Below are 22,049 nucleotides of genomic sequence, written 5' to 3'. Positions count from 1 at the left end.
GTGAAGTTCGCCGAGGGCGGCCGTTCGAGGCACGATCGAGGCGTGTTCACGGTGATGTCATGGAACATGAACCAGCGCGAGTCGGCGTGGGACCGACTGGCGGAGGTCGCGTCCCGCAACAACGTGTCGGTCGCGTTGCTCCAGGAAGCGCGCCGCCCCGAACGGTCGCTACCCGCTGGGTGGAACGTGCACCCGCCGGCGGACGACGGGGCTCGATGGCGCATCGCCGTCCCGCGCCACTATCAGGCGGCAGACGGCAGCCTCCGCGAGACGAGGCGGTGGTTCGCCTCCGCCGTCGTCGGCCGCGACGACCTGTCGCTGACACCGCGGGAGCCGGTGGAACTTCATCAAGCGGCCGAGGGGACCTTCGCAGCCAGCCACCCCGGACAGTTCGCCGTGGCCGACATCGCGCTCGACGGCGGACGCCGCCTGACGGTGGTGAGCCTCTACGGAATCTGGGATCGCATGCTCGACAGCGGTGACATGTACGCCGAGGCCACGCTCCACCGGGCCATCTCCGACCTGACGATGATCTTCCAGGAGCGCGGCAACGAGCACGTGCTGGTGGCCGGGGACTTGAACATCTACTCGTACGCCGACGGGACCGTGTGGGGCGACCGCTACCTCACCGTGTTCAGCCGGCTCGCCGCGTACGGCCTCGAGGCCGTGGGACCGTTCCGGCCTGACGGTGAGCCGCGGCTCGACCGCTGCTCGTGTCCCGATGCCGAGTGCCGGCACGTCAACACGTTCCTGTACCGGTCCGATCGGGGGAGCCGACCGCACCAGCTGGACTACGTCTTCGCGACTCCAGCGCTGCGTGACCGGCTCACGGCCTGTTGGGCGGACCCCGACCCGGACTGGCCGACGCACAGCGACCACCGGCCGGTTCTTGCGTCGTTCGACCTGTGACGCCCCGCCGCGCCGCTACGCCTGACCGGGCGCGCTGAGGTCCACGCGCATTCCTTCGACGTCCTCCGCGCTGAGCTCGGGGTACTGCTGTTGGAGGAGCTCGAGCATGTCTTCCTGCCGCGGCTGGCCGAAGGTCAGCCGGTAGAAGGCGACGTCCTTCTTCAAGCGGGCCAGGCGCGTCTCGTCGGCGCTGAGCGCGAACGGTGCGACATGCCGCTGGATCTTCGCGTCGCCGAGGTAGACCCAGTGGGGCGCGAACGCCCCCAGCCGCGCGTCGGCGGCATCGGCGGCGATCCGGTAGGCGGCGTCCCACGGGTCAGGATCGGTGCTGCGCAGGATCTCGTCGGCGTGCTGCTGGGCGATGTTCCGCCGGACGGCGTGGCCGTCGTATCGGTCGATCCGTCCCTCGCGCTGCTCGAAGTCGATCGGGCTGGCCGGGGTGTTCCAGTGCACGATCGCGTGGCACCACCAGTGGAAGTCGATGCCCTCCTGTCCCACGCTCGTGCTCGCGAGGACGAAGGGCCGGAACGGGCTGTTGAACGCCTGCCGCACCTGGGGCAGGCGGGCGCTCTCCTGCTCCTGGCGGCGTCCGCCATAACGAAGTGCGAAGTGCGAGGTCAGCGTGGGGCGCGACTCCGGATCGGCGGGGTCGAAGATCTCCAGTCGGGCAGGGCGCAGGGCGATCGCCTCGCCGGCGGTCCGTGCGATGTCGAGGAGCCTCTGGTCGTCCAGCGTGCGCGTGCCCTGGGCGACCACCAGATGGTGCAGGTACTCGTCCATGACGGACTGCAGGTTGCCCCACGCGCAGTAGCGAAGCACCGAGCGCCAGTAGACGGCGTCGGGGGTGACCTGGTCGAGGAGCAGCGTCGTCTCCGGCTTCGCGAAGAGGGTGCGCAACGACGACGCCAGGTGCGCGGCGGCGGTCCAGAGGCCCTCGGGGGTGACGTTGTCGCAGGCCGCGCTGATGCGCTGGAGCGCCCGGTACGCGATGTTGGCGGGAGAGTGGGCGGCGACCTCGGCGAGCGACGTCAGGGTGTCCTCGGAGACGTTCCGGTCCTGCGGCATCGATCGGCACGCGAGCGCGAGCTCGACGTGGCGCGAGAGCAGCACGTCGGAGGCGTCCTCGGGGTCGTCGCCGTCATCGGGCTCGGTGTCGTCGTGACCGGCCAGGGCGGCGACGATGGTGCGCAGCGGGTCGCCCGCCCGGGCGATCCCCTCGGGCAGCGAGTCGTCGCGGGTGAACGCCTCGAACCAGTGCGAGGCCTCCTTCGCGCTCGCGGCGTCGTGTCGGTGGGAACCCAGCAGCCCGCGCACGGCGCCGACCATCGTGTCCTGGACGACGGCGGAGCCGCTGCTCCGACGCTGGCCAAGCGGGTCGCCGAGGTGTGCGAGGCCCGGCATCGGCCAGAAGAGTGCGAGGTGGGCCATCGCGGCCGGTCGGTCGTCGGCGGCGCGGTCGACGCGGTACGCGAGCCTGCTGCGTCGGCTCCGGCGGTCGGTCTCGCGCTCCTCCCGGGTCCGGTCCGCCCATTCGTCCCCGGCGGCGAGCCGGTCGGCCTCGTAGCTGAGCAGCGCGGCGACGGACGTCGGCGTCGCCGTCCAGGAAGAGAAGACCAGCCGCTTGGTCATGGTGCTGGCGGCGGCGTCGCGATACGGGCCGCCGGGTGTGAGGTAGGGGAGCGTCGGCGGGAGCCACAGCAGCCGCCACCATCCGTCGTCGAGCGTCTGCTCCCTGAGCCAGCGCAGGCGCGAGTTCCCCATGTCGGGGTCCAGTGGTCGCAGGTCGCGCAGCCGCTCGAGGTCGAGGTGGCGGGTGCGTCCGAGCAGCCCTTTGACCCGGAACTCGCGCTCGGGGTCCTTGAGCGCCTCGCGCACCTTGTCCGCCACCTTGTACCCGTCCATGAAGTTGGCGAAGTACGGCGACGACTTCCAGTACTCCACGCTCAGGGGTGCGTCGACGGCGCGTGCGAGGTCTTTCAGCGCCACGAACCCGAGCAGCGAGTCCGAGCTGACGTCCTCGATCCGCGCGACGTGCTCGCCTCCCATCGCCTGCGCGAGCAGTCGGGGGCGTTCCGTCCGTGTCATGACGCGGAGGAGGTCGGCACGCAGCCCGGACGTGCGCTCGGAGGCGGGCAGTCCGGCGACCACCGTCTCGCGGTAGCGGGCGAGGGCGGCGTCGATCCGGTCGGCGGGGTCGTCGTCGCCCCACCGTGCCAGCCACCGCACGACCTGCATGAAGTCCTTGTGGTGGTCCTCGTCCTCCTCCGCGTAGGTGAACGGCTTGTATGGGGTCGCGGAGAGCAGCAGCGTCTTGGCGACGGGCAGGCCCGTCCCGTCGTCGGCGCTGCCGTGGTCGAAGAGGTGGTGTGCGAGCTCACCGGCTTCCGTCTCCTTGTCGAGGAGGTGCCGGAACCGCTGGAACTCGTCGAGGATGACGAGGTCGGGCTCGAGGAGCTGGACGCTTTCGCGCGCGAGGGTCGAGCGCATCGCGCCCACCAGGCTCCAGACCCGCTCCCAGGGGACGTCGCTCGGCGCGGCGTCGAGGAGCTCCTCGAACCGGCCGATGAGTGATGCGCCGTCGTCGCCAGGCTGCCGTGCGGCGCGGAGGAACGCCGACCGGACCGTCTCGTCGACGTCGCCGGCGAGCTCGGCCCGCAGCGTCTCGACGTAGTGGTCCCCGAAACGCTCCCACGTCCCGACACTGCCCCGCAGGATCCGCAGAGCGCGCTTCGCCCGGACCGACCGGGGCCGCAGCCCGAGCTCGCCCTCGAGCAGCAGGTAGAGCATCGCGCGCTCCTCGGCCTTGCCCGACCGCCACCCGCGCTCGAACGAGGTCCCCGGGGTGAATGACACGAGGTTGACCGGCTTGGTGAGCCCGCGCCCGGTGGCAGGGCGCAGGTGCCGGGAGTGCTTCGCGAGCAAGGTGAGCCTGCTGGCGAACGCGTGGTGGGAGTCGCCGGTGACGTTGAGCTTGCCGAGGTTCTGGTTCGCAAGGTCGCCGTTCGAGCAGACGTACACGACGTCGATGCGGTCCACCGAGTCGTCCTTCTCGAGCTCCTCGATGGCCCGTGCGATCACACCTCGCGCGACGATCGTCTTGCCGAGCCCCGTCTCGTCGGCGACGAGGAACCGGCTCGCGTCGCGTGTGCCGTAGAAACGGTCGATGATGTGCGCCACCGAGTTGCGCTGGAACGGGGTGAGCCCGGCGAGCACGGACTCGGCGCTGAACGGTTGCGGTGCGGTCATGAGCGCTCCCTCCCCGTACGGTCGTCCAGGGTGGCGAGCGCACCGCGGACGGGGGTCCAGAAGGAGCCGAAGCCCCCGGGCAGCACCGCGCGGCCCGCCTCGGTGCTTTCGAGTCGCTCGACCAGCCGGTCGAAGTCCCGGAGAGCACCCGGGTCGGTCGCGAGTGCGGTGACGACGATCTCGAACGTGCCTGCCCCGCGCCCGGAAACGAAGCCCCAGCTCCCACCGTCCGCGGCGGCGTCCGCCGCGGCCAGGAGCGGGCTCCCGTCCCCGACCTTGAGCAGCAGCGCGAGGAAGCGAAGGAACTTCTCGGGGGTGTTCACCTGACGTGCGAGCACCTCGTCCAGGCGCGACGGCGGGTCGCCGTCGAGGGGGGCGTGCACGACCGTGGAGAGCTCGAGCGGGCGCGACACGGTGGAGTGCTCGTCGTCCCGCACGAACAACGCGACGAACGGCGTGACGTCTGCGAGGGGCACGGGGGAGAACACGGCGTCGACCGTCTCGCCTGGCGTCAGACGGACGGCGTGGCCGGGGCGGGTGAGCAGCTCCGCCCGGACGCTGCAGCCGGGCCGGGACGGTAGCGCGGTGGCGCTCTCGAGGTGCAGTGCGTAGACGCCCTCGCCCGCGGACTGGACCGTGAGGGAGAGAGGGATCTCGGCGAGCGCCCGCAGCTGGTTGCGGAGGGAACGAAGCAGCTCCTCCTCCGGGTCGGGCGGCTCGCCCCCGCCGCTTGCGTACTCCTGCAGGATCCCGGCGAACGGCGCCTCGGGTCCGAGATACGTGGCGACGCCGAGCCGTTTCGGGCGACCGACCAGCTCCACCGCGAACTCAAGGTTCCCGCCGTACGCCGCAGAGGTCGCGTTCGGCGAGCCGATCACGACATGGGCCTTCCACTCACGTTCGACAACGGTGATCTTGGCGTGCAGGCCGCTGAGAGTGTCCACCTCGGGGTGGTGCGTCGACGACGGGACCACTGGTGTGTCGTCGTGACCGCCGTCCTGTACGCCGTCGGTCTCGTCGCCGGGGGAGCCGAGTACGGCGAGCGGGTCGAGGATGCGCGTGCTCGCCTTCCGGAGGGCGGCGGGGTCGAGCCGGTCCAGCGCCTCGGGCCGGGAGACCACGGTAACCTCGCGGCTCCCGGCGGTCAGGTGCGCGAGGCCCTCCTCGTCGCAGAACGGCGAGACCACCAGGTGCCGGTACCCGCTGAAGTCGGGTCCCGTCGCCCGGCCAGGTATGCCGATGGCGTGGAACACGATCTCGTCGACGTGTGGCGGAAGGTCCCACTCGACCTGTTCGGCGGCGTCTGCCAGCGCGTGGATGCGTGCGGTACGGGCTGGGTCGAGCGCTCCGACGGTCAGCGTGGGGACATGGCGGAGGAAGGCTGCCAAGGGACGGTTGGCCGGGAGCGCTCGGCCGGACGGGCGCCCGTCGAGGGAGACGACGGCGTCCCAGGCAGTCGAGGCGGTGAGATTGCGGGTGGAGCACAACAGGCGGAAACGATCGGCCTGGCCGTCGGCGCTGTAGCGCAGGAACCACACCTTCGGGTGGAACAGGTAGCCGCGGCGGGGGCGCCGCACGGGGTGGACCATCGGCTCGAGATAGGCCATGAGGTCGGAGTGCTGCGCCGGCACTGCCAGCTGCCCCGCCTGGCAGAAGACGTCGACGCGGTCGGTGCAGGACCGCACCGCCTCGAGCGTCGCGACAGGGTCGGACGTCCCGCGGATCTCGAAGGAGGCGAAGGCCAGGGGTGGGATCAGTGCCGTCGTCATGTCGAGGGTGAACGTGGTGGCCAGGGCCCCCTCCAGCTGGTAGCCGGGCGGTGGTCGGAGCTGGTCGAGGAGCACGGCGCGGCTGTCGGGCTCAAGCATCGGCGCCCGCCTCCTCGGCGCGGGCCAGGCCCTCATGGATGTCTGTGACGAGCCGTCGCACCTGCGCCCACCGGTAGGTCAGGCGCCCCGTACCGGATGCGCCGCTCCACGCCCCGAGCATCTTGGGGTTCTCCAGGCGGGACTGGCCGCGCTTGGTCGTCCGCTCCCGCTGGGCCACGAGCCCGCGGAGCCCGGGGTCGTGAGCGGCACCAGACGCCGTGCCGTCGCGGACGGCTGTCGTCCAGACGGTGACGAACTCGCGCGTCCGCGCGGAGACCCGGGCGGACGCCACGAGGTCCCAGAACGCGCCGCTGTCCCACTGTCGGAGCAGGGCGCCGTGCGCGTGCGCGTCGTCGAGCCAATCGGCGTAGGCGTCCTCGAACCGGGCCACAGGCTCCTCGACCCGCGTGTATCCGGCCGCGACGTAGCGCTCCGCGACGAGCAGGTTGTACAGGAGCGCGGCGCCATTCATCATCAGCGAGAACCCGTGTGCCACGTCGAGCACGTGCCGCGGCGCAGCCGGCGCTCCGAGACTCGCGCGGTCCTCCCACGGTGCCGACGACTCGTCCGGAGGAAGGTCCGACTGGAGCAGGTGCTCGAGGAGCGTTCCACGGGACGCCTCGATCATCCGCTCCCGCAGCCATCGGGCCTCGTCCGCGGTCATGGTGAGCCCGCCGTCGAGCGTTGTCGGAAATCCCGGCGGCGGCGGAGGGATGGTGGGATGCCACTCGCCGACCCGGCGGGCCACCAGCTCGTCCGCGGCATCCCCGTCGCCCATGCCGAGCACTGCGCCTGTCAGCTGGTCGGGATTCAGGGGCCGGATCAGGATGCCGTAGGTCTGCAGGCCCGACCAGAACAGCGCCGACGGTAGGTTCTTCACGGCCGCACCGGCGCGGCGCCCGATCACGCCGTCGTCCGTCCTCTGGACGAGCACCTCGACGAGCCGGCGCTCCGTGTCGCGCGCTCGGCGCGCCATGTCGCGCCGCGAGCCCGTCCTGGCGGCGTGCTGGAACGACCACGGAACGATGAGGAAGTACCGGGCGCGGGTCTGCAGTACCGATGTGCCCGGGAACAGCAGGTCGCTCAGTGCGTCGCGGATCTGCCCGATGCCGAGCTCGTCACGGCTCTCCTGCTGCGAGAACAGCTGGATCACCTCACGGATGCGACGCTGCTCGTCCTCCGACGTGTCCAACCATGCGACTGCCGATGCCATGCAACCTCCGATTGCCTGCGGCACGATCATGGCATCGGCAACGGAGCCATGCTCGTCGGGACGACCCCGCGATACACCCGAATGGAGAGAGATGACGGAGTTCGAAGCCATCGACGCGGACACCGAGTTGGCGCGAGTGCTGGCACCGCGCGAAGAGCTCGCCGAGTTCATCGCCGATCAGGAGGGGCGCATCGGGGATATCTTTACGCTGACAAGCGAAGGCCTCGGCGCCAAGGACATCGCGGAGCGCCTCAACGTCGACACGCAGGGCTTCGTCTATCAGTACCAGGCGTATGCGAACGCAGCACTCGACGGTGTGGTTCCTCACGGACCGACCACGCTCAAGCAGACGCGCTCGGCGCTCAACGGATTGGCCAAGCGAGGTCGCGGCACCCTCTCGATGGCGGCCTTCGACCTTCTTCAGACGAACCGTGCGAGGATCATCGCCGCGCTCGATGATGTCGATCCTGAGCAGGAGGCTCGTGCGGAGATCGAGGCGGAACGGACCGAGCAGAACCAGATCGGTGCGTTGCACGGGTTGGCCGGCATTTATGCGTTCTCGTACGGGTGGTACCTCGAGAGCCCGCTGGACCCGGACGGTGACAACACGCTCATCAAGGTTGGTAAGGCCGAGGACGTCGCCCGTCGGATCGAGGATCACCGCCGCGGTGCACGAGCGCACATCCCCGAGCCCCTCGTCACGATCCGCGTTTACGCCGCAGGGACTCGCGACCTCGACAATACCGAGCGCGACTTCCACCGCCTGCTCAGCACCGCCGGACACGTCAACCCGCGGCGCGAGGAGACGGTGCGCCGTGTGCGCAACGAGGTCGGCCGCGAGTGGTTCCTGACGAACCGGGCCTTCCTCGACGCCATAGCGACGGCTCTCGACCTCCGCACCGTCTACGCCGAGTAGCAGACGGAAGGCACAACATGGACATCAGGAATGCCTCGGACCGTCAGGTCGTCAGAGCCGTCAACTCGGACTTGATCTCGTCCGAGGACCTTGTCAGCCGCGATGGATGGAAGCGCATCTGTCAGGTGCGCGGGCGCAACTTCGCGGCTGTCAGCGAGAGGGCCTGGCAAGACCTCTGCGCCCGCCGCGGCTACCTGCTCCGCCGCGGGAACTCACGGGGATTCTGACCCGAGCTCGACGGCCCCCTCGATGGCGCCCGCCGCCTCGAGGACGGTCTCGACCCCGAGAGGGTCGATGACCTTCCAGCGGGTCATGCCACCCAGAAGGTGTCGCGGCTGCCGGTGAACTCTTGGCCACGGCGCAGAGCGGCGCGGGCCTCGTGGCGGTCGCGCCGCCGGACAGGTCGCTTCGATCCGGAACAGCACCAGCACTGGCCCTTGCGGTCGCGACCGTCCGGGTCGAGGTGCATGTTTCCACCCGTACGGTCGGCGCTGACCCACGACTGGCGTTCCGTGCGTGCCATGAGCCGAGTCTCGCACGACGCCATGGCGGTGATCACGTACACATGGTGCAGCGGCCGCTGAGGGGCAGCTCTAGGAAGCAAGTCCTGCAGATCGGGCGACGAGCGGTCGCCGGCCCGTGCCAGGGCAGCGGCATCGACCCGATCTCCTCGATCCGCTCGCCGTCGTAGGAGTCGACGACCCCCTGGACGATGAACCGGGTGCGGGTCACCTTGGCGCTGATGCGCCAGCCCGGGACGGCGTCGGTCCACGTCCGACCGCTGTACGGGTCGGCCTCGTCGTAGTACCCGAACGCCACGTAGGTCTCCGAGCGAGGGATCCAGTAATGCTCGGGCGGTTCCCAGACGTCCAGGAACTCCCAAAACTCCGTCGAACGCCAGCCCTGTCGGACGAGGCCGCTTCGACCGTCGTCATCCCAGGAGTACTCGTACCTGGCGGGGTCGGACAGCATCTCTTTCACCCAGCTCCAGATGCCCGCGTCGCGGATGCCGAACCGGCGGAGGCCGTCGTAGTAGCTGCGCGGGTCCTTGCGGTAGCGACGTCGGATCACTCGGGTGTCGTCCAGGTGCGCAGCGCAGTTCACTGCGAGCCGCCGTTCTGGCCACTGGCAGTGCCGTAGTTCTCTCCCCAGGTGAGGGGCAGGCGACGGAAGGGGTCGTCTCGGTGGTCGTCGTAGACGCGCAGGACGACCTTCTCGTCGCAGTCGGAGCAGACGATCACGTCGGCGTGCATCCAGCCGTGTGCGCGCTCGCTCACCGGTGTGTGCCGCCCGGAGGTGAAGAGGTGGGCGCAGGCGTTTTTCGGGGTGCTCATGGTGATGATCCTTCGTGGGGTTCAGGCGGCGAGGTTGGTGCCCGAGGCCGCAGTGAGCGACGGCAGCAGGACGACGTGATGGGCGGCGAGGCGCAAGCGAGTGCTGAGCTGCTCAGGGCGGGCGACGACAGTCGTGTCGATGCCATGCGCGGCAAGTCGGGCGAGCGCATCGGCGAAGGTCCCGTCTCCGGAATAGACGACAACGTGCGAGTAGCGGCTGGTCACGTCCTCGTCGAGCACCGCGAGGAGCGCCAGGTCGGCGCCGTCCTTGCCGTGCCGCATGACGCGACGCGCGTTCTCCCAACCGGCCAGGGCGAGAGCACTCGATGAACTGCTCGCGCCGACGATCCAGTGGTGGGCCCCCCGGGTGTGCCGGTGAGGCGCGAGGAGCTCGCGCACTTCGCGGACCCGTTCGGCGCTCAGGCATCCGGTTCCGCAAACGTTTTCGACGTCGACAAGGTGCAGGGTTCTTCCGTATGCCAGTTCGGCGGCATGCTGGGCTCGGCGGGTCTTGCGGCGGGAGGGCATAGTGCCTCCGTTCTGTGGTCAGACCACATAGTAGGAATGGGCAATGTTGATCAACTCTTTGGCATGCCGTCCGCAGCCATGCTGCAGACGCACTTCGCCCCGCGTCCCTGAGGGGCGCGGGGCGAAGATTGTGATCTGTGACGTCCTGAGGTGAGGCCTGGCGCGGTGACCGGTATCCCCGGATTTACCTTCGTAAATCGAGGGCCGAGCCCTTTACCGGTGGGTAAGGAGCGTCGGCCGCGGGGCCTCCGCTCGACTCTCGCCGAACGTGGGCCAAACCTTACCCCAAACTTGGCGATACTGTCAAGTTTGCGTGGTAACACCGTGACCAACGCTCGGCGCCAGGGACTCGTTGCCTCCCTGGCGGCGCTGGTCGTCCGAGCGGCGGCGTGTCTCTCGTGCTTGCATGATCTGGACGACGACGCGAGGGAGGTCGCGTGCTCCGCACAGTCCGTACGCCCTATGGGGCGCCCGCGCTGGACGCGCTGCGCGCGGTGGTCTCTGAGCTCAAGCAGCGCGACCCGATGACCCAGGTCATCGTGGTGGCGCCGACGCATCTGGCGGGCACGGTCGCCCGCCGCCACCTGGCCCGCCACGGCATCGTCCGACCCGGCGCACCCACCAAGCCCGGCATCGCCGGCCTCGAGGTCACGACCCTCGCCCGCCTGGCCGAGCGACTCGCCGCCCCGTCGCTGGCGCCACGGCGTCCAGCCACCGGCCCAGTGGTTGCGGCGGCGTGGCGGGCCGCGCTCGCCCGCGACCCTGGTCTGTTCCACGAGGTCGCCGACCACACCGCCACGGTCGAGGCGCTCACCGCCGCGCATCGCGAGCTGCGCGACGTCGACGCCGTGGACCTCGACACCCTCCACGCCGAGGGCCCTGCCACCACCCGGGACCTTGTGCGTCTGCACCGCGACGTCACCGCCGCGCTCGCTCCGGCCTGGTACGACGCCCGCGACCTCCTCGACGCAGCCAGAGTCCGCGCTGGGGCTGTTACCGAGCCTGTCGTCCTGTACCTACCGCAGGACCTCACGCTCCCCGAACGACGGTTCGTCGACGCGCTCGCGGTCGCCACGGACGTCATCGTCATCGCCGGGGAGACGGGCACCAAGCGCGGTGACGCACACCTCACCCGCCTGCTGGACGACCAGATCGCGGCCGATGCCGGCAGTGACACGGAAGCTGTCGGACCTCTGCACATCCCCACCGCCACGCGCATCGCCAATGCCTCGGACTCGGACGACGAGGTGCGTGGCGCAGTCCGTGAGGTCGTCACAGCGCTCCAGCAGCCAGGTCAACGCGCCGACCGCATCGCCGTCCTGTACACCGCCCGCGACCCGTACGCCCGCCTGCTGCACGAGCACCTGGTGGAGGCGGGTATCCGCGTCAACGGCCCGGGGTCGCGGCCCGTCGTCGAGCGAGCGCTGGCCCGCACCGTGCTGGAACTGCTCGCGCTCGGCCCGGCGGACCTGCCCCGCGCCGACCTGTTCCGGGCCCTGGCGGGAGCGCCGGTCCGGGACTTCGCCGGCTCGCGCATCCCGGTCTCGCGGTGGGAGCGGCTCTCGCGCGAGGCGGGGATCGTCGGCGGGCCGGACTGGGGTGGGCGGCTCGCGGACTTCGTCGCCGCCGCGGAGCGAATCGCTGCGGCCGACGAGGACGACGCACGCCCCGGGGCGATCAGAGCAGCGCGGAACCGCGCCGAGACTGGCGCCGAGCTGCTCGCGTTCACCACCCGCCTGCGCGACGAGCTCGCGCGCGGCGCCGAGATCGCGTCGTGGCGCGAGCTGTCCGTGTGGGCGCTCGACCTGGTCACCGCCCTCATCGGTGAGGGCGAAGACCTGCTGAAGCTCCCGCCCGAGGAGCAGTATGCCGCCACGGCCGTGACCAGCGTGCTGCGCGGACTCGCCGTGCTCGACGACGTCGGCGCGGACGCGTCGCTCGAGGCCCTCGCCGACGTGCTGCGCGCTGAGCTGGAGAACGCACGCCCTCGCGTCGGCAAGACGGGCGACGGCGTGCTCGTCGCGCCGCTGTCGTCCGCCGTCGGGCTCGACCTGGACACCGTCGTCGTGGTCGGCCTCAGCGAGGATCTCTACCCCGGCCGCCCCCGCACCGACGCGCTGCTGCCGGAGGCTGTGCGCACCGCCGTCGAACCGCTGCGCGTCCCGCGCGACCGCCTCAACGCGCAGTTCCGCCACCTGCTCGCGGCGTTCGCGTCCGCACCCGACGCCGTCGCGTCGTTCCCGCGCGGCGACCTGCGGTCGTCCAGCCACCGGCTGCCCAGCCGGTGGCTGCTCTCCTCCTTGCGCGCCCTCGCCGGTGATCCCACCCTGCCTGCGACCCGCTGGGAGGGCGCCGACTATGGCGACGCCATGGCGAAGGCGCCGTCGTTCGCGGGGGAGCTGCGACGTACGGCCCGCCTCGCCACCGGCGGCGAGTGGCGGGTTCGCGCGGCGCTCACCGGGAGCCTCGACGACGACGTCACCATCGCCGCCCAGGAGCTCCTCGAAGCGCGCCGATCAGCTACGCTCACACGCTTCGACGGCAACCTGCAAGGCGTCGAGGGCCTGCCCGACTATGCCTCCGCGGACGACGCCGACGCGCGCGCCATCGCACCCACCACCCTCGAGGCCTACGCGACGTGCCCGCACGCGTTCTTCGTCTCCCGGCTGCTGGGGGTCCGCCCGATCGAGCAGCCGGAGGAGATCGTCACCGTCCGCTCGCTCGACGTCGGGAAAATTGTCCACGGCGCGTACGAGCGCCTCGTCGCCGAGTGCCGGGACGCCGGCGACCTGCCCTGCCACGGCGCGCCGTGGCCCGAGCCGGCCCGCCGCCGTCTCGCCGCTATCACGCGCGAGCTGTGCGACGACGTCGAGCGTCGCGGCCTGTCCGGCCACCCGCGGATGTGGGACGACGAGCGCACCCGCATCGAGGCGGACGTCCTCGCGCTGCTGGACGTCGACGACGCGTGGCGCGCCGATCTCGGAGCCCGCCCGGTGGCCAGCGAGCAGCGGTTCGGGTTCGACGAGGGCGACTCGGCGCCCGCGGTGGAGGTCGCGGTGCCCGGGCCGTACGGGGATAGCCCCACCGGCCGCGTGCGCCTGCGCGGCAGCATCGACAAGGTCGACGTCGGCGCGGGCGGCACGGTCTACGTCACGGACATCAAGACCGGCTCCCGCACGAAATTCAAGGACATCAAGGAAGGCGACGAGCTTGTCGCCGGCACCAAGCTGCAGCTGCCGGTGTACGGGCTCGCGGCACGCGACGCGTTCGGCGGCGGGACGGCGGGCGTGGCGGCGTCGTACTGGTTCGTGCGCAAGGACCCGGGGCGTATCGAGGTGCCGCTCACGCGTGAGCTGGAGACGAGGTTCGCCGCCACGATCGGCGTGCTGACCCGCTCCATCGCCGCCGGCCTGTTCCCGCTGCGCCCGCCGGACGCGCCCGACTTCGCGTTCACCCAGTGCTCCTACTGCAATCCGGACAGCATCGGCCATGGCGAGGCTCGCGGACGGTGGGAGGTCAAGCGCGCTTCTCCCGAGCTGGCGGAGCTGGTGGGCCTCATCGAGCCAGACGCGCTGCCCGCACCTGTCGCGACGGACGACGCTACGGACGGAGACGACGCATGACGACCACCGCTGTCGTCGACCAGGACTCCCGCGACCGTATCGCCGAGGCCACCGACCGCACGCTGTTCGTCAACGCTGGCGCGGGCTCGGGCAAGACGACCGCGCTGGTGCAGCGCGTGCGCACACTCGTGCTGCGCGATGGCGTGCGTCTGCGGAACGTCGCGGCGGTCACCTTCACCGAGAAAGCGGGTGCCGAGCTGCGCGACCGGCTGCGGGTGGAGCTCGAGAAAGCGCGCCGCGACGCGGACGAGTCCGACGATGCCGAGCTCCGCCGTCGCGCCGGCGACGCGCTCGACGACCTGGACGCCGCCGCCATCGGCACGCTGCACTCGTTCGCACAGCGCATCCTCACCGAACACGCGATCGCGGCCGGGCTGCCGCCGCTGCTGGAGGGGATGGACGAGGTCGGGTCGTCGGTGGCGTTCGAGGAGCAGTGGTCGGCGCTGCGGATCGCGCTGCTGGACGACGACGAGATCGCCCCGGCGCTGCTGCTGGCGCTCGCGGGCGGGGTCAAGCTCGACGACGTGCGCGCGCTGACGAAGGCGCTCGGCTCCGACTGGGACCTCATCGACGAGCGCGTGCTCGCGGGGGAGCCGGAGCCGGTGGTTCGGCCGGTGGTGGACGCCGTCGTGCGGCGGGCGCGTGCGGTGCTCTCGCTGCGTGAGCACTGCAACGAGCCGGACGACACGATGCTGCCGAAGCTGGCCGAGCTGGAGGCCGCTCTCGGTGCGCTCGACGCCGCGGTGGACGACGGCGGTCGCCTCGCGGGGCTGCAGAAGCTCAGCGACCTGAAGTACGGCAACAAGGGCCGTGCGGGGAACTGGGCGGGGGTGATCAAGGAGGTCCGCGACGGCGGGAAGGACGTCGCCGAGGAAGCCGCGGCGGAGTTCAAGCGCGTCGTCGACCGCACGCTGCGCATCCTCACCCGCTGGACGGCCGAGCAGGTGCTCGCCGCGGCGGAGGACCGCCGTCGTGAGGGGCGTCTGGAGTTCCACGACCTGCTGGTGCTGGCGCGCCGCCTGCTGCGCCACGACCCCGACGTGCGCGAGGCCCTGCACCGCACGTACACGCACTTGCTGCTGGACGAATTCCAGGACACCGACCCCATCCAGATCGAGCTCGCCACGCGGATCGCGGGCGGCAGGGACGCGACGGCGGAGCGCTGGCAGGACGTCGACGTCCCACCGGGCCGGCTGTTCGTGGTCGGCGACGCGAAGCAGTCCATCTACCGGTTCCGCCGCGCGAACATCGCCACCTACCTGTCGGCGCAGGAGACGCTGGGGGAGCGGGTCAGCCTCACCACCAACTTCCGCACGGTGCCGGCGGTGCTCGACTGGGTGAATGCGGTGTTCGGGCAGGTCATCGTCCCGGACGCCGACCGGCAGCCGGAATACGAGCCGCTGGCCCGCCACCGCCGGTCGAGCCCCAACCGCCGATTGAGCTTGTCGAAATCCAGTGACTCGCGACCGCCGGAGGGTGTCGTCGTCCTCGGCGCCGACGCGCACATCGACAAGCCGTCCGCGACCGTGCTGCGCGAGCGGGAAGCCGCGGACGTCGCGGGCGTCGTGCGGCGGGCGATCGACGAGGGCTGGCAGGTGCAGGACCGCTCGGCCGGTGCTCACGGCGACGGCTGGCGCCCGGTGAGGCCGGGCGACATCGCCGTCCTGGTGCCCGCGCGCACGTCGCTGCCGCAGCTGGAGGACGCGCTCGACGCCGCGGGGGTGCCGTACCGGGCGGAGGCGAGCTCGCTGGTCTACGAGGCAGCCGAGGTGCGCGACCTCCTTGCGTGCGCCCGCGCCGTCGCGGACACGAGCGACGAGCTGTCGCTGGTCACGGCGCTGCGCTCGCCGTTGTTCGGGTGCGGCGACGACGACCTGTGGCGGTGGAAGCACGCCGGCGGCCGGTTCACGGTGTTCTCGACCCTGGAGGGGACGACGGCGCCCGGGGCGTCGGACGGCCCGGTTGCCGAGGCGCTGGCGTGGCTGCGCGACCTGTACTTCCGATCGCGGTGGGCGACGCCGTCGGAGGTGCTCGGCGCGATCGTGGACGGACGGCGAATGCTGGAGGTCGCGGCGCCCGACCCGCGGTCGCGGGACGTGTGGCGGCGGCTGCGGTTCGTCGTCGACCAGGCGAGGGCGTGGGGCGAGGTGTCGCACGGCGGGCTGCGCGCGTACCTCGCGTGGGCGGCGCACCAGGGCACGGAGACCACGCGGGTGGCGGAGTCCGTGCTGCCGGAGACCGACGTCGACGCCGTGCGCGTCATGACCGTGCACGCGGCCAAGGGACTGGAGTTCCCGATGGTGGTGCTGTCCGGGATGACGTCGCAGTCGCGGCGGCGGGCAGGGGTCAAGCTGCTGTGGCCCGAGGGCGGCGGGTACTCGGTGCGGTTCCGTGCGGGCGTGGAGACGGACGACTTCGACGTCGTCCAGCCCGTCGACGAGCAGATGGACGAGCTGGAGAAGCGGCGCCTGCTGTACGTCGCGGCGACGCGGGCGCGCGACCACCTGGTGGTGTCGCTGCACCGGGTCGATGGGTCGAAGGCCGGCTCGGCGGCGAAGCTGCTCGCCGACGAAGGCGGCGCCGGGTCGCTGGGGGAGGAGCGGTTCGCGTCAGCGTCGGACGGCGATGCTTCCGGTAGCGGGGGTGTGCGCGGTGCGCGCGAGGACGACGGCGTCGGGCCGCTCCCGCCGTACGACGAGTGGTTGGCGGGCGTGACCGCCGCACGGGCGAGCAGCGACCGGGACGCCGCGATCAGCGCGTCGGGGCTGGAGGGTACGGAGCCCGCATTGGTGCTGGCTGCACCCGACGCCGTGGCGGAGGGACAGGCGAAGGGCGGCCGGGACCTAGAGCTGCCGCCGTGGTCGAAGGGCCGGTATGGGTCGGCGATCGGCCGGGCCGTGCACGCAGTGCTGCAGGCGGTGGACCTCGCCACCGGCGACGGCGTGGAGGAGGCCGTCGCCGCACAGTGCGTGGTCGAGGGCGTGGTGGGCACCGAGGACCTGGTCGCCGCGCTGGTGCGGTCCGCGCTGGCGAGCGACCTCGTGCAGCGCGCGGCGCAGCGCGAGCACTGGCGGGAGACGTACGTCGGGACGCTTGACGACAACCCGGATTCTGATGGCACCGTGCTCGAGGGGTACGTGGACCTCGTCTTCCGCGACGACGACGGCACGCTCGTCGTCGTGGACTACAAGACCGACGCCGTGCCGCCGGGGGCTTATCCCAGTCGGCTGGAGTACTACGCGCCGCAGCTGCGGGCGTACGCGCGGTGCCTCGGTGACGCGACAGGTGCGACCGTGCGAGCAGAGCTGCTGTTCCTGCACCCACTGCAGGCAATGCCGGTCCCCGTACCCTCGAATTGACGGGGGTCGCGGTCAGGCTCTTCGGTATTCAAGGAGCTTGGTCAGTCGAGGTCGGGGGGCCGGCTTCCCTAGGAGCCCGGGGCCCACACTCCGTCACCGTGGCGGAGTTCATAGTCCGGTCAGTGCGGGTACGCCGCAGATGGGTAGAACGTCTCTGCCGTTTCTTGGCTATTGTGCCGCGGCATAGCCGCGGTCCAAGACTGGTGGCCGAGTTGGGCACTTCGGCTGGACGCCGCCCCCGGGGGCTCGGGAACCTAGAGCACGGTGCTGGTCACATGCCCGATATGGATTTCACGGGCGCACGGGTGCTGACCCCGGCGACATCAGGTCCAGCGAGGCAAGGCAGCGCCTGTCAGTGGCAGCCGCTTCAATTCGCGGCAAGGAGCGAGCACGAGTGCATGGGAGTACGGCGTGACGATCACGGTGCCGGACAGGGGCGCCGCCATCGAGGCGGAGCAGAAATTCTTCGACGACGTCGTTGAGGAGCGCGAAAACAAGCGCGGAGTCCGCCTGAGCTCGGCGAGCAGCACCGGTGACAAGAAGGCTGCCGCGGCGCTGAGGCGAAACGGCGATGGCGGGACCCTGGGTGCGAGCGACGATGCCGCCGCGTTCGCCCGCTATGACACGAAAGACGGCGGGTGCTACTACGTCGGCTACGGTGCGGTGCCGAGCGCCGGCGTCTACTCCTGGAAGGCGCGCTACATCCTCAAGCTCCGGACGGCGACGCACAAACAGCCGGGCGAGGTCGAGCGCCGTCGACGGTTTGAAACTTCGAAGTTCAACCGGATCGACGCTATCGACGACACCGTCTTTGCCGAGCTGGCCGAACGAGTCGCTGCACTCGAGGATGGCGAGTCATTCCCCCCGCTGATCGACGCGCAGCTCCAGGACGCGTTGAACTCTGACCGCAGCACCGAGATGCGCCAGATCGTCGAGACGTTGCAGGCCGCGCAATCGGCTCTCATCGGTGCCGACGCGCGCCAGGTCCTGGTCGTCCAAGGCGGACCGGGCACAGGCAAGACGGCGGTTGCGCTCCACCGTCTGTCGTCGATCCTGTTCAACGAGCCCGGCCTTAACGCCGAGGACGTGCTCGTCGTCGGCCCGAGCGCCACGTTCACGAAGTACATCGGCCGGGTGCTCCCGGAGCTCGGTGACGAGAGCATCCGGGTCGTCGACCTGGGCCATCTCATTGAGGGCGACTACACCGTCGGGCTGCATGACGGCACGGCTGCAGCCCGGCTGAAGGGCGACCTGCGCATGGTGGACGTCCTGGGCCGCGCTCTCGCGAACCGAGTGCGGGTTCCCGGGTCCGAGCTGGAGTTCTCGGTCGCGGATGTCGCGTGGACCATCACCGTGGCGCCGGAGGAGATCGAACGACTCCTCACGCCGTTGCGGGAGCTCTCCTACGAGGCCGGTCGCAGAACGCTGCGACGGATCCTGAGCGACCACGTCGCCGACAAGATTCGGGCGCGATTCGAATCGGAGCGGCGCCTGAGCGGCCAGGAAGACCTTGCGCGCCGCGTCAGTTCCCGTGATCTGGACGCTGCGGTCGAACGCTGTTGGCCCCGCATGACCGCGCATGGGCTCTTGGCAGATCTCTTCGGCTCCCTCGACCGTCTCGTCGATGCGGCGGGAGATGACCTGTCCGGGACGGAGGTCCAGATGCTGCGGCGCGCATCGGCCACGAAGACGTCGGCACAGGTGTGGTCGGCCGGGGACCTCTTCCTGCTGGACGAGGCGAGGGCGTTGCTGGGCGAGAGGCCGAAGCAGTACGGCCACATCGTCGTGGACGAGGCCCAAGACCTGTCGCCGATGCAGGTGCGGGCGATCGCGCGTCGATCCCGCACAGGCGCGATGACGATCGCGGGCGATATTGCCCAATCGACAGGGTTGTGGGCCCGCAATTCGTGGGAGGACCTTCTCGACCTGATCGAGACGGACTTGCCCAAAACGATCGCCAGCCTGGAGTACGGCTACCGCGTCCCCCGCGAGGTCATGGAGTACGCGGCCCAGCTGTTGCCGTGGGCGGCGGAAGGGGTCCAGCCTCCGCGTTCCGTCCGCTCCGTCGGTGCTGAACCAGGCGTGACCGAGCTTGCTGACGGCCCGTCCACGTACGACCCGCTGCTCGAGGTGCTCCTCGATTTCGCGGATGACATGTTCGTCGGAGTGGTCGTTCCGGACACCCTTCGGGCGGACATCGCTGCCGTGTTCGACGATGCTGGCCTGCCTTACACCGACGCTGACGGTGGTGAGCTTGGCCCATCGTTCAACCTGGTCAGCCCCGTCGGTGCGAAGGGTTTGGAGTTCGACACGGTCGTCGTCGTTGACCCGCTGAGCATTGCCATGTCGGACCCGCACGGTTATCGCTTGCTCTACATCGCGCTGACACGCACGACGCGATACCTGGAGATTCTCCATCCGCTTGGTCGGCTCCCGGAGGCTCTCGGCGGCGATGTGCCCATGGATGAGCCCCACGCGACGGTCGATCTGAAGGCAGGGCAGGCTGAAGGAGTGGCTGTGCTCCGCGAACTCCAGGACGTCACCGCGCACAACCTCCACGGGGGCGTTGCCAGTACGCCAGAGGCCGCGGGCGGAGTCGATGCGTCACCGGATGGGTCAGCTACCGCACGGAAGGTGGCACGTTCGCTGACGCCACGCCAGGAGGCGGTCGTCGCGCGGACGGCGGACGAGATCGTCGAGTTGCTGAGCGAGACCGTGCCTCCGGTGCTATGGCAGGAGATTCTGGAGAGGGCAGGCAGGTCGCTGTCCCTGGACTCGGACAATTAGCCGACGCCTGAAACGGACTGCGTACGGCGTATCACGCCCATCGTGCGCGGCAATGGCGGACTTGTCGGCGGCGAGGCGTTCGAGCTCATGCCACACCAGGGGGCCAACGCGCACACCAGGACACCGAGCTGCGGGGACAAGGCCGGCGAGCGTGGCGTTCTGACGACGCAACTGGCCGATCACCCACGCAACCGTCCGGCGTCAGGCAGCCAGCTCGACGACGTCCCGGATTAGCCGATACGTCGTCCGATCTATCTCGTCGAAGCGTCCGTCGACCGTCCGCTGCATGTTGCGGTCGGCGCGCCACGCGTTCTGTGCCTCCAAGTTGTTCTGGAGCGCCTTGCGCTGCGGCTGCCGGGCGTGGTGCTCCCAGGTGTTGACGGCCTGGACCACGCCGTGCGCCGTGCCTGTCCATGGCGAGCATCGCGGATCGTTCCGGTAGAGGAAGTCCAGGGCGTCGCGCTTGCGCTCCTTGAGCTCGAGCAAGTACTTCGCGTCACGCTGGCGGTCGATCGGGACGAGCCGTTCGAGGATCGCGCTCCACTGGGCGTCAGTGACTACCGTCTTACACAGCTCGGCAACCTGCGCCTCGAACGCGTCGGATGCGCTCTCGATGATCTGGAGCGCGTTGCGCGCATCGACGACGTGCAGGTCCGAGTGCTTCGAATGCCGAACTCGTAGCTCGGCTCCTGACTCCCGCAGGGCCGCGGCGCGGGTGTTGTCGCAGACGACGTCTGTGATCGTGCGCTTGTAGATCGTGGCGCTGCCGCCGTCCATCGAGGTCGTCGCGAGGAGGTTTGGGCGGTACTCCACGCCTTGCGAGGTGCTCCGGTTCTCGGCGACGGAGACCTCGACCCACGCGATGGCGCCGCGCTTGAGAAGCCCGGCCGAGCTGATCTGCAGGCCCCCGTGCAGGAGTGTCTCAACGCTGTCGACGAGCCATTCACCGTATTGGTGGAGCTGGTAGTCGCTGCTGACGACCGAGAAGACCTCGCCGGTGGTCCTGTCCGACCTGTCGGTTGCTCGCTTCCCGTCCAGCACCGCCCAGCGCATGGGCTCCCCGTGCTCGTCCTGGTGGGTCCAGTCGTCGAGGCCTGTGGCCGGGACCTCGACGGCAACGCGTCGATAGACGCCCTCCCAGTGGAAGAGCCGCCGACGGACGTCGTCCGGGGGGATCGCACCATCGTAGTGGTTGGGCTCCGTGCCCTGGAGCGTTTTGCGATAGTGCCAGGCGTTGCCCCTCCTCTGCGCGAAGCCGATCAGGGTCTGCGTGTTGAGCCACTCGGCAGTCTCGCGTGACAACGTGTCTTCCTCTCCTGCCTTGGGGCTCGCTCCGTGCGGGAGCCGTCGTCGGGGTTGGCCCGTGAAGTCGGCGGGCGCGACGATCATGAAAGTGGGGTCGGGGGTGGTGCAGCGTCTTTCCGTGGCCAGCAAATGTGCAGGCGGGACGCTTGGCAAGATACGTGACGACCTGCCGGGGGCTGCGGGTCGGACCGGGTGAAAAAACTTGTGCTGCAGCCGTAGATCGTGACCTTGACCTGTGGTGATGCAGCGAGACGGTCTGACAGTGAGACGGCGTCAGGGATCGTTGCTTGTGTGGAACAAGAATCCCGCGATGGACCGCGAGACGCAGGGTAGCGGCGATCGGCAGAAGGCGGACAGGGTGTCCGCGGTGGAACGGGACTCGGACCGGTTCACGCGGCGTGAGCCCTTTGGTCGGGCAGCAGGTTGCTCCCCCGGTTCAGTGGAGGGGCGGAATTGACCCGAAGAGCCTATGCGCACTGCGTAGGATCGCGCCCGCTCGCCGCGGCCCCGGTTCTATCGCTCCGGTTCGGTCGGCCCGCATGCGTCGCTCGACGTGAGCCCGGGCCGGTCACCGGCATCAGTCTCGGCCTGTGTGACCCAGATGCGCCGCGTCTCGGGATTGATCGAGCTACTCATCGACCCTTGTCAGTGCGTCCTCGCTTGCCGCCGGGTCACGCCGTGGATCGATCGCGATGCGGATCGCGTGGCCCGGAGCGTGTCCGGGTGCTTCTTCGGAGCTGCCACGACTCTCAGGCTTCCGGGGAGTGAGGGTCCCCAACGGTTCCTTCACGAGGCACCTTGGTGAGCTTGGTGAGCTTGGTGACCGCACAGCGCGCAGTCGTTGGATGCGTCGTCGGTCATGGACGCCACCATCCTCGACCCGAGGGCGACCTCCAGGGTGAACTATCGCCTTGCGGACCGTCATACCCGGTTAGACCCGGTCTCAGCCGTCGACACCCGG

The 22,049-nt window shown here is 70.2% G+C and carries 13 protein-coding genes; 5 read left to right on the top strand and 8 right to left on the bottom strand.

All coding sequences use genetic code 11. The features are described from left to right. Positions 1-42 precede the first annotated feature (42 nt). Positions 43-909 (top strand): endonuclease/exonuclease/phosphatase family protein, encoded by an 867-nt coding sequence (locus ACQFYA_RS14135; RefSeq protein ID WP_499125260.1) that lies wholly within the window; start codon positions 43-45, stop codon positions 907-909. Between the two features lie 15 nt (positions 910-924). Here the strand turns inward: ACQFYA_RS14135 and ACQFYA_RS14130 are convergent, their stop codons facing one another. The 3 genes from ACQFYA_RS14130 to ACQFYA_RS14120 are packed head-to-tail and all read right to left on the bottom strand — an operon-like array spanning position 925 to position 7,347. Next, complete coding sequence (locus tag ACQFYA_RS14130; RefSeq protein ID WP_499125258.1) at positions 925-4,155, bottom strand: helicase C-terminal domain-containing protein; 3,231 nt, start codon at positions 4,153-4,155, stop codon at positions 925-927. Then, the gene (locus ACQFYA_RS14125) at positions 4,152-6,023 is read right to left on the bottom strand and encodes a phospholipase D family protein (protein ID WP_499125257.1); all 1,872 of its coding nucleotides are present in this window, start codon (positions 6,021-6,023) and stop codon (positions 4,152-4,154) included. The genes ACQFYA_RS14130 and ACQFYA_RS14125 overlap by 4 nt, the downstream gene beginning before the upstream one ends. After that, positions 6,016-7,347 (bottom strand): DUF6361 family protein, encoded by a 1,332-nt coding sequence (locus ACQFYA_RS14120; RefSeq protein WP_499125255.1) that lies wholly within the window; start codon positions 7,345-7,347, stop codon positions 6,016-6,018. Before ACQFYA_RS14120 ends, ACQFYA_RS14125 begins: the two co-directional genes overlap by 8 nt. Here ACQFYA_RS14120 and ACQFYA_RS14115 point away from each other — a divergent pair. Next, positions 7,328-8,152 (top strand): GIY-YIG nuclease family protein, encoded by an 825-nt coding sequence (locus tag ACQFYA_RS14115; RefSeq protein ID WP_499125253.1) that lies wholly within the window; start codon positions 7,328-7,330, stop codon positions 8,150-8,152. The two genes, ACQFYA_RS14120 and ACQFYA_RS14115, sit on opposite strands and share 20 nt — an antisense overlap. 310 nt (positions 8,153-8,462) lie before the next feature. On the opposite strand, the gene ACQFYA_RS14110 is transcribed toward ACQFYA_RS14115, so the two are convergent. From ACQFYA_RS14110 to ACQFYA_RS14095, 4 genes are read right to left on the bottom strand one after another with little or no spacing between them, the layout of a single operon-like run. Further along, positions 8,463-8,711, bottom strand: a complete 249-nt coding sequence (locus ACQFYA_RS14110; RefSeq protein ID WP_499125252.1) for a hypothetical protein — start codon at positions 8,709-8,711, stop codon at positions 8,463-8,465. Beyond that, the gene (locus ACQFYA_RS14105) at positions 8,708-9,223 is read right to left on the bottom strand and encodes a hypothetical protein (RefSeq protein ID WP_499125250.1); all 516 of its coding nucleotides are present in this window, start codon (positions 9,221-9,223) and stop codon (positions 8,708-8,710) included. The genes ACQFYA_RS14110 and ACQFYA_RS14105 overlap by 4 nt, the downstream gene beginning before the upstream one ends. A 29-nt stretch (positions 9,224-9,252) precedes the next feature. Further along, the gene (locus tag ACQFYA_RS14100; RefSeq protein WP_499125248.1) at positions 9,253-9,486 is read right to left on the bottom strand and encodes a hypothetical protein; all 234 of its coding nucleotides are present in this window, start codon (positions 9,484-9,486) and stop codon (positions 9,253-9,255) included. Between the two features lie 21 nt (positions 9,487-9,507). Further along, positions 9,508-10,014: an NYN domain-containing protein gene (locus ACQFYA_RS14095; RefSeq protein ID WP_499125247.1), complete on the bottom strand. Its 507-nt coding sequence runs from the start codon at positions 10,012-10,014 to the stop codon at positions 9,508-9,510. Between the two features lie 437 nt (positions 10,015-10,451). Between ACQFYA_RS14095 and ACQFYA_RS14090 the strand changes: the two genes are divergently transcribed. From ACQFYA_RS14090 to ACQFYA_RS14080, 3 genes are all read left to right on the top strand, one after another. Then, on the top strand, positions 10,452-13,637 hold the full coding sequence (locus ACQFYA_RS14090) for a PD-(D/E)XK nuclease family protein (RefSeq protein WP_499125246.1): 3,186 nt from the start codon (positions 10,452-10,454) through the stop codon (positions 13,635-13,637). After that, positions 13,634-16,996: a UvrD-helicase domain-containing protein gene (locus tag ACQFYA_RS14085; protein ID WP_499125244.1), complete on the top strand. Its 3,363-nt coding sequence runs from the start codon at positions 13,634-13,636 to the stop codon at positions 16,994-16,996. The genes ACQFYA_RS14090 and ACQFYA_RS14085 overlap by 4 nt, the downstream gene beginning before the upstream one ends. A gap of 411 nt (positions 16,997-17,407) precedes the next feature. Next, positions 17,408-19,783, top strand: a complete 2,376-nt coding sequence (locus ACQFYA_RS14080) for a HelD family protein (protein ID WP_499125243.1) — start codon at positions 17,408-17,410, stop codon at positions 19,781-19,783. A gap of 201 nt (positions 19,784-19,984) precedes the next feature. Here ACQFYA_RS14080 and ACQFYA_RS14075 read toward each other — a convergent pair whose 3' ends face one another. Further along, positions 19,985-21,172 (bottom strand): DUF932 domain-containing protein, encoded by a 1,188-nt coding sequence (locus ACQFYA_RS14075; protein WP_499125241.1) that lies wholly within the window; start codon positions 21,170-21,172, stop codon positions 19,985-19,987. Positions 21,173-22,049 lie beyond the last annotated feature (877 nt).

This window comes from Promicromonospora sp. Marseille-Q5078 (assembly GCF_050315395.1).
In the GTDB taxonomy this organism is placed as follows: Bacteria; Actinomycetota; Actinomycetes; order Actinomycetales; family Cellulomonadaceae; genus Isoptericola.
This window is presented reverse-complemented; position numbering and strand designations above follow the sequence as displayed.

Bases quoted from the DNA above. Each gene is read 5' to 3' on its own strand.
- ACQFYA_RS14130 (WP_499125258.1), bottom strand. From the start codon at position 4,155: ATGACCGCACCGCAACCGTTCAGCGCCGAGTCCGTGCTCGCCGGGCTC.
- ACQFYA_RS14125 (WP_499125257.1), bottom strand. From the start codon at position 6,023: ATGCTTGAGCCCGACAGCCGCGCCGTGCTCCTCGACCAGCTCCGACCA.
- ACQFYA_RS14115 (WP_499125253.1), top strand. From the start codon at position 7,328: ATGACGGAGTTCGAAGCCATCGACGCGGACACCGAGTTGGCGCGAGTG.
- ACQFYA_RS14120 (WP_499125255.1), bottom strand. From the start codon at position 7,347: ATGGCTTCGAACTCCGTCATCTCTCTCCATTCGGGTGTATCGCGGGGT.
- ACQFYA_RS14100 (WP_499125248.1), bottom strand. From the start codon at position 9,486: ATGAGCACCCCGAAAAACGCCTGCGCCCACCTCTTCACCTCCGGGCGG.
- ACQFYA_RS14095 (WP_499125247.1), bottom strand. From the start codon at position 10,014: ATGCCCTCCCGCCGCAAGACCCGCCGAGCCCAGCATGCCGCCGAACTG.
- ACQFYA_RS14085 (WP_499125244.1), top strand. From the start codon at position 13,634: ATGACGACCACCGCTGTCGTCGACCAGGACTCCCGCGACCGTATCGCC.
- ACQFYA_RS14075 (WP_499125241.1), bottom strand. From the start codon at position 21,172: ATGATCGTCGCGCCCGCCGACTTCACGGGCCAACCCCGACGACGGCTC.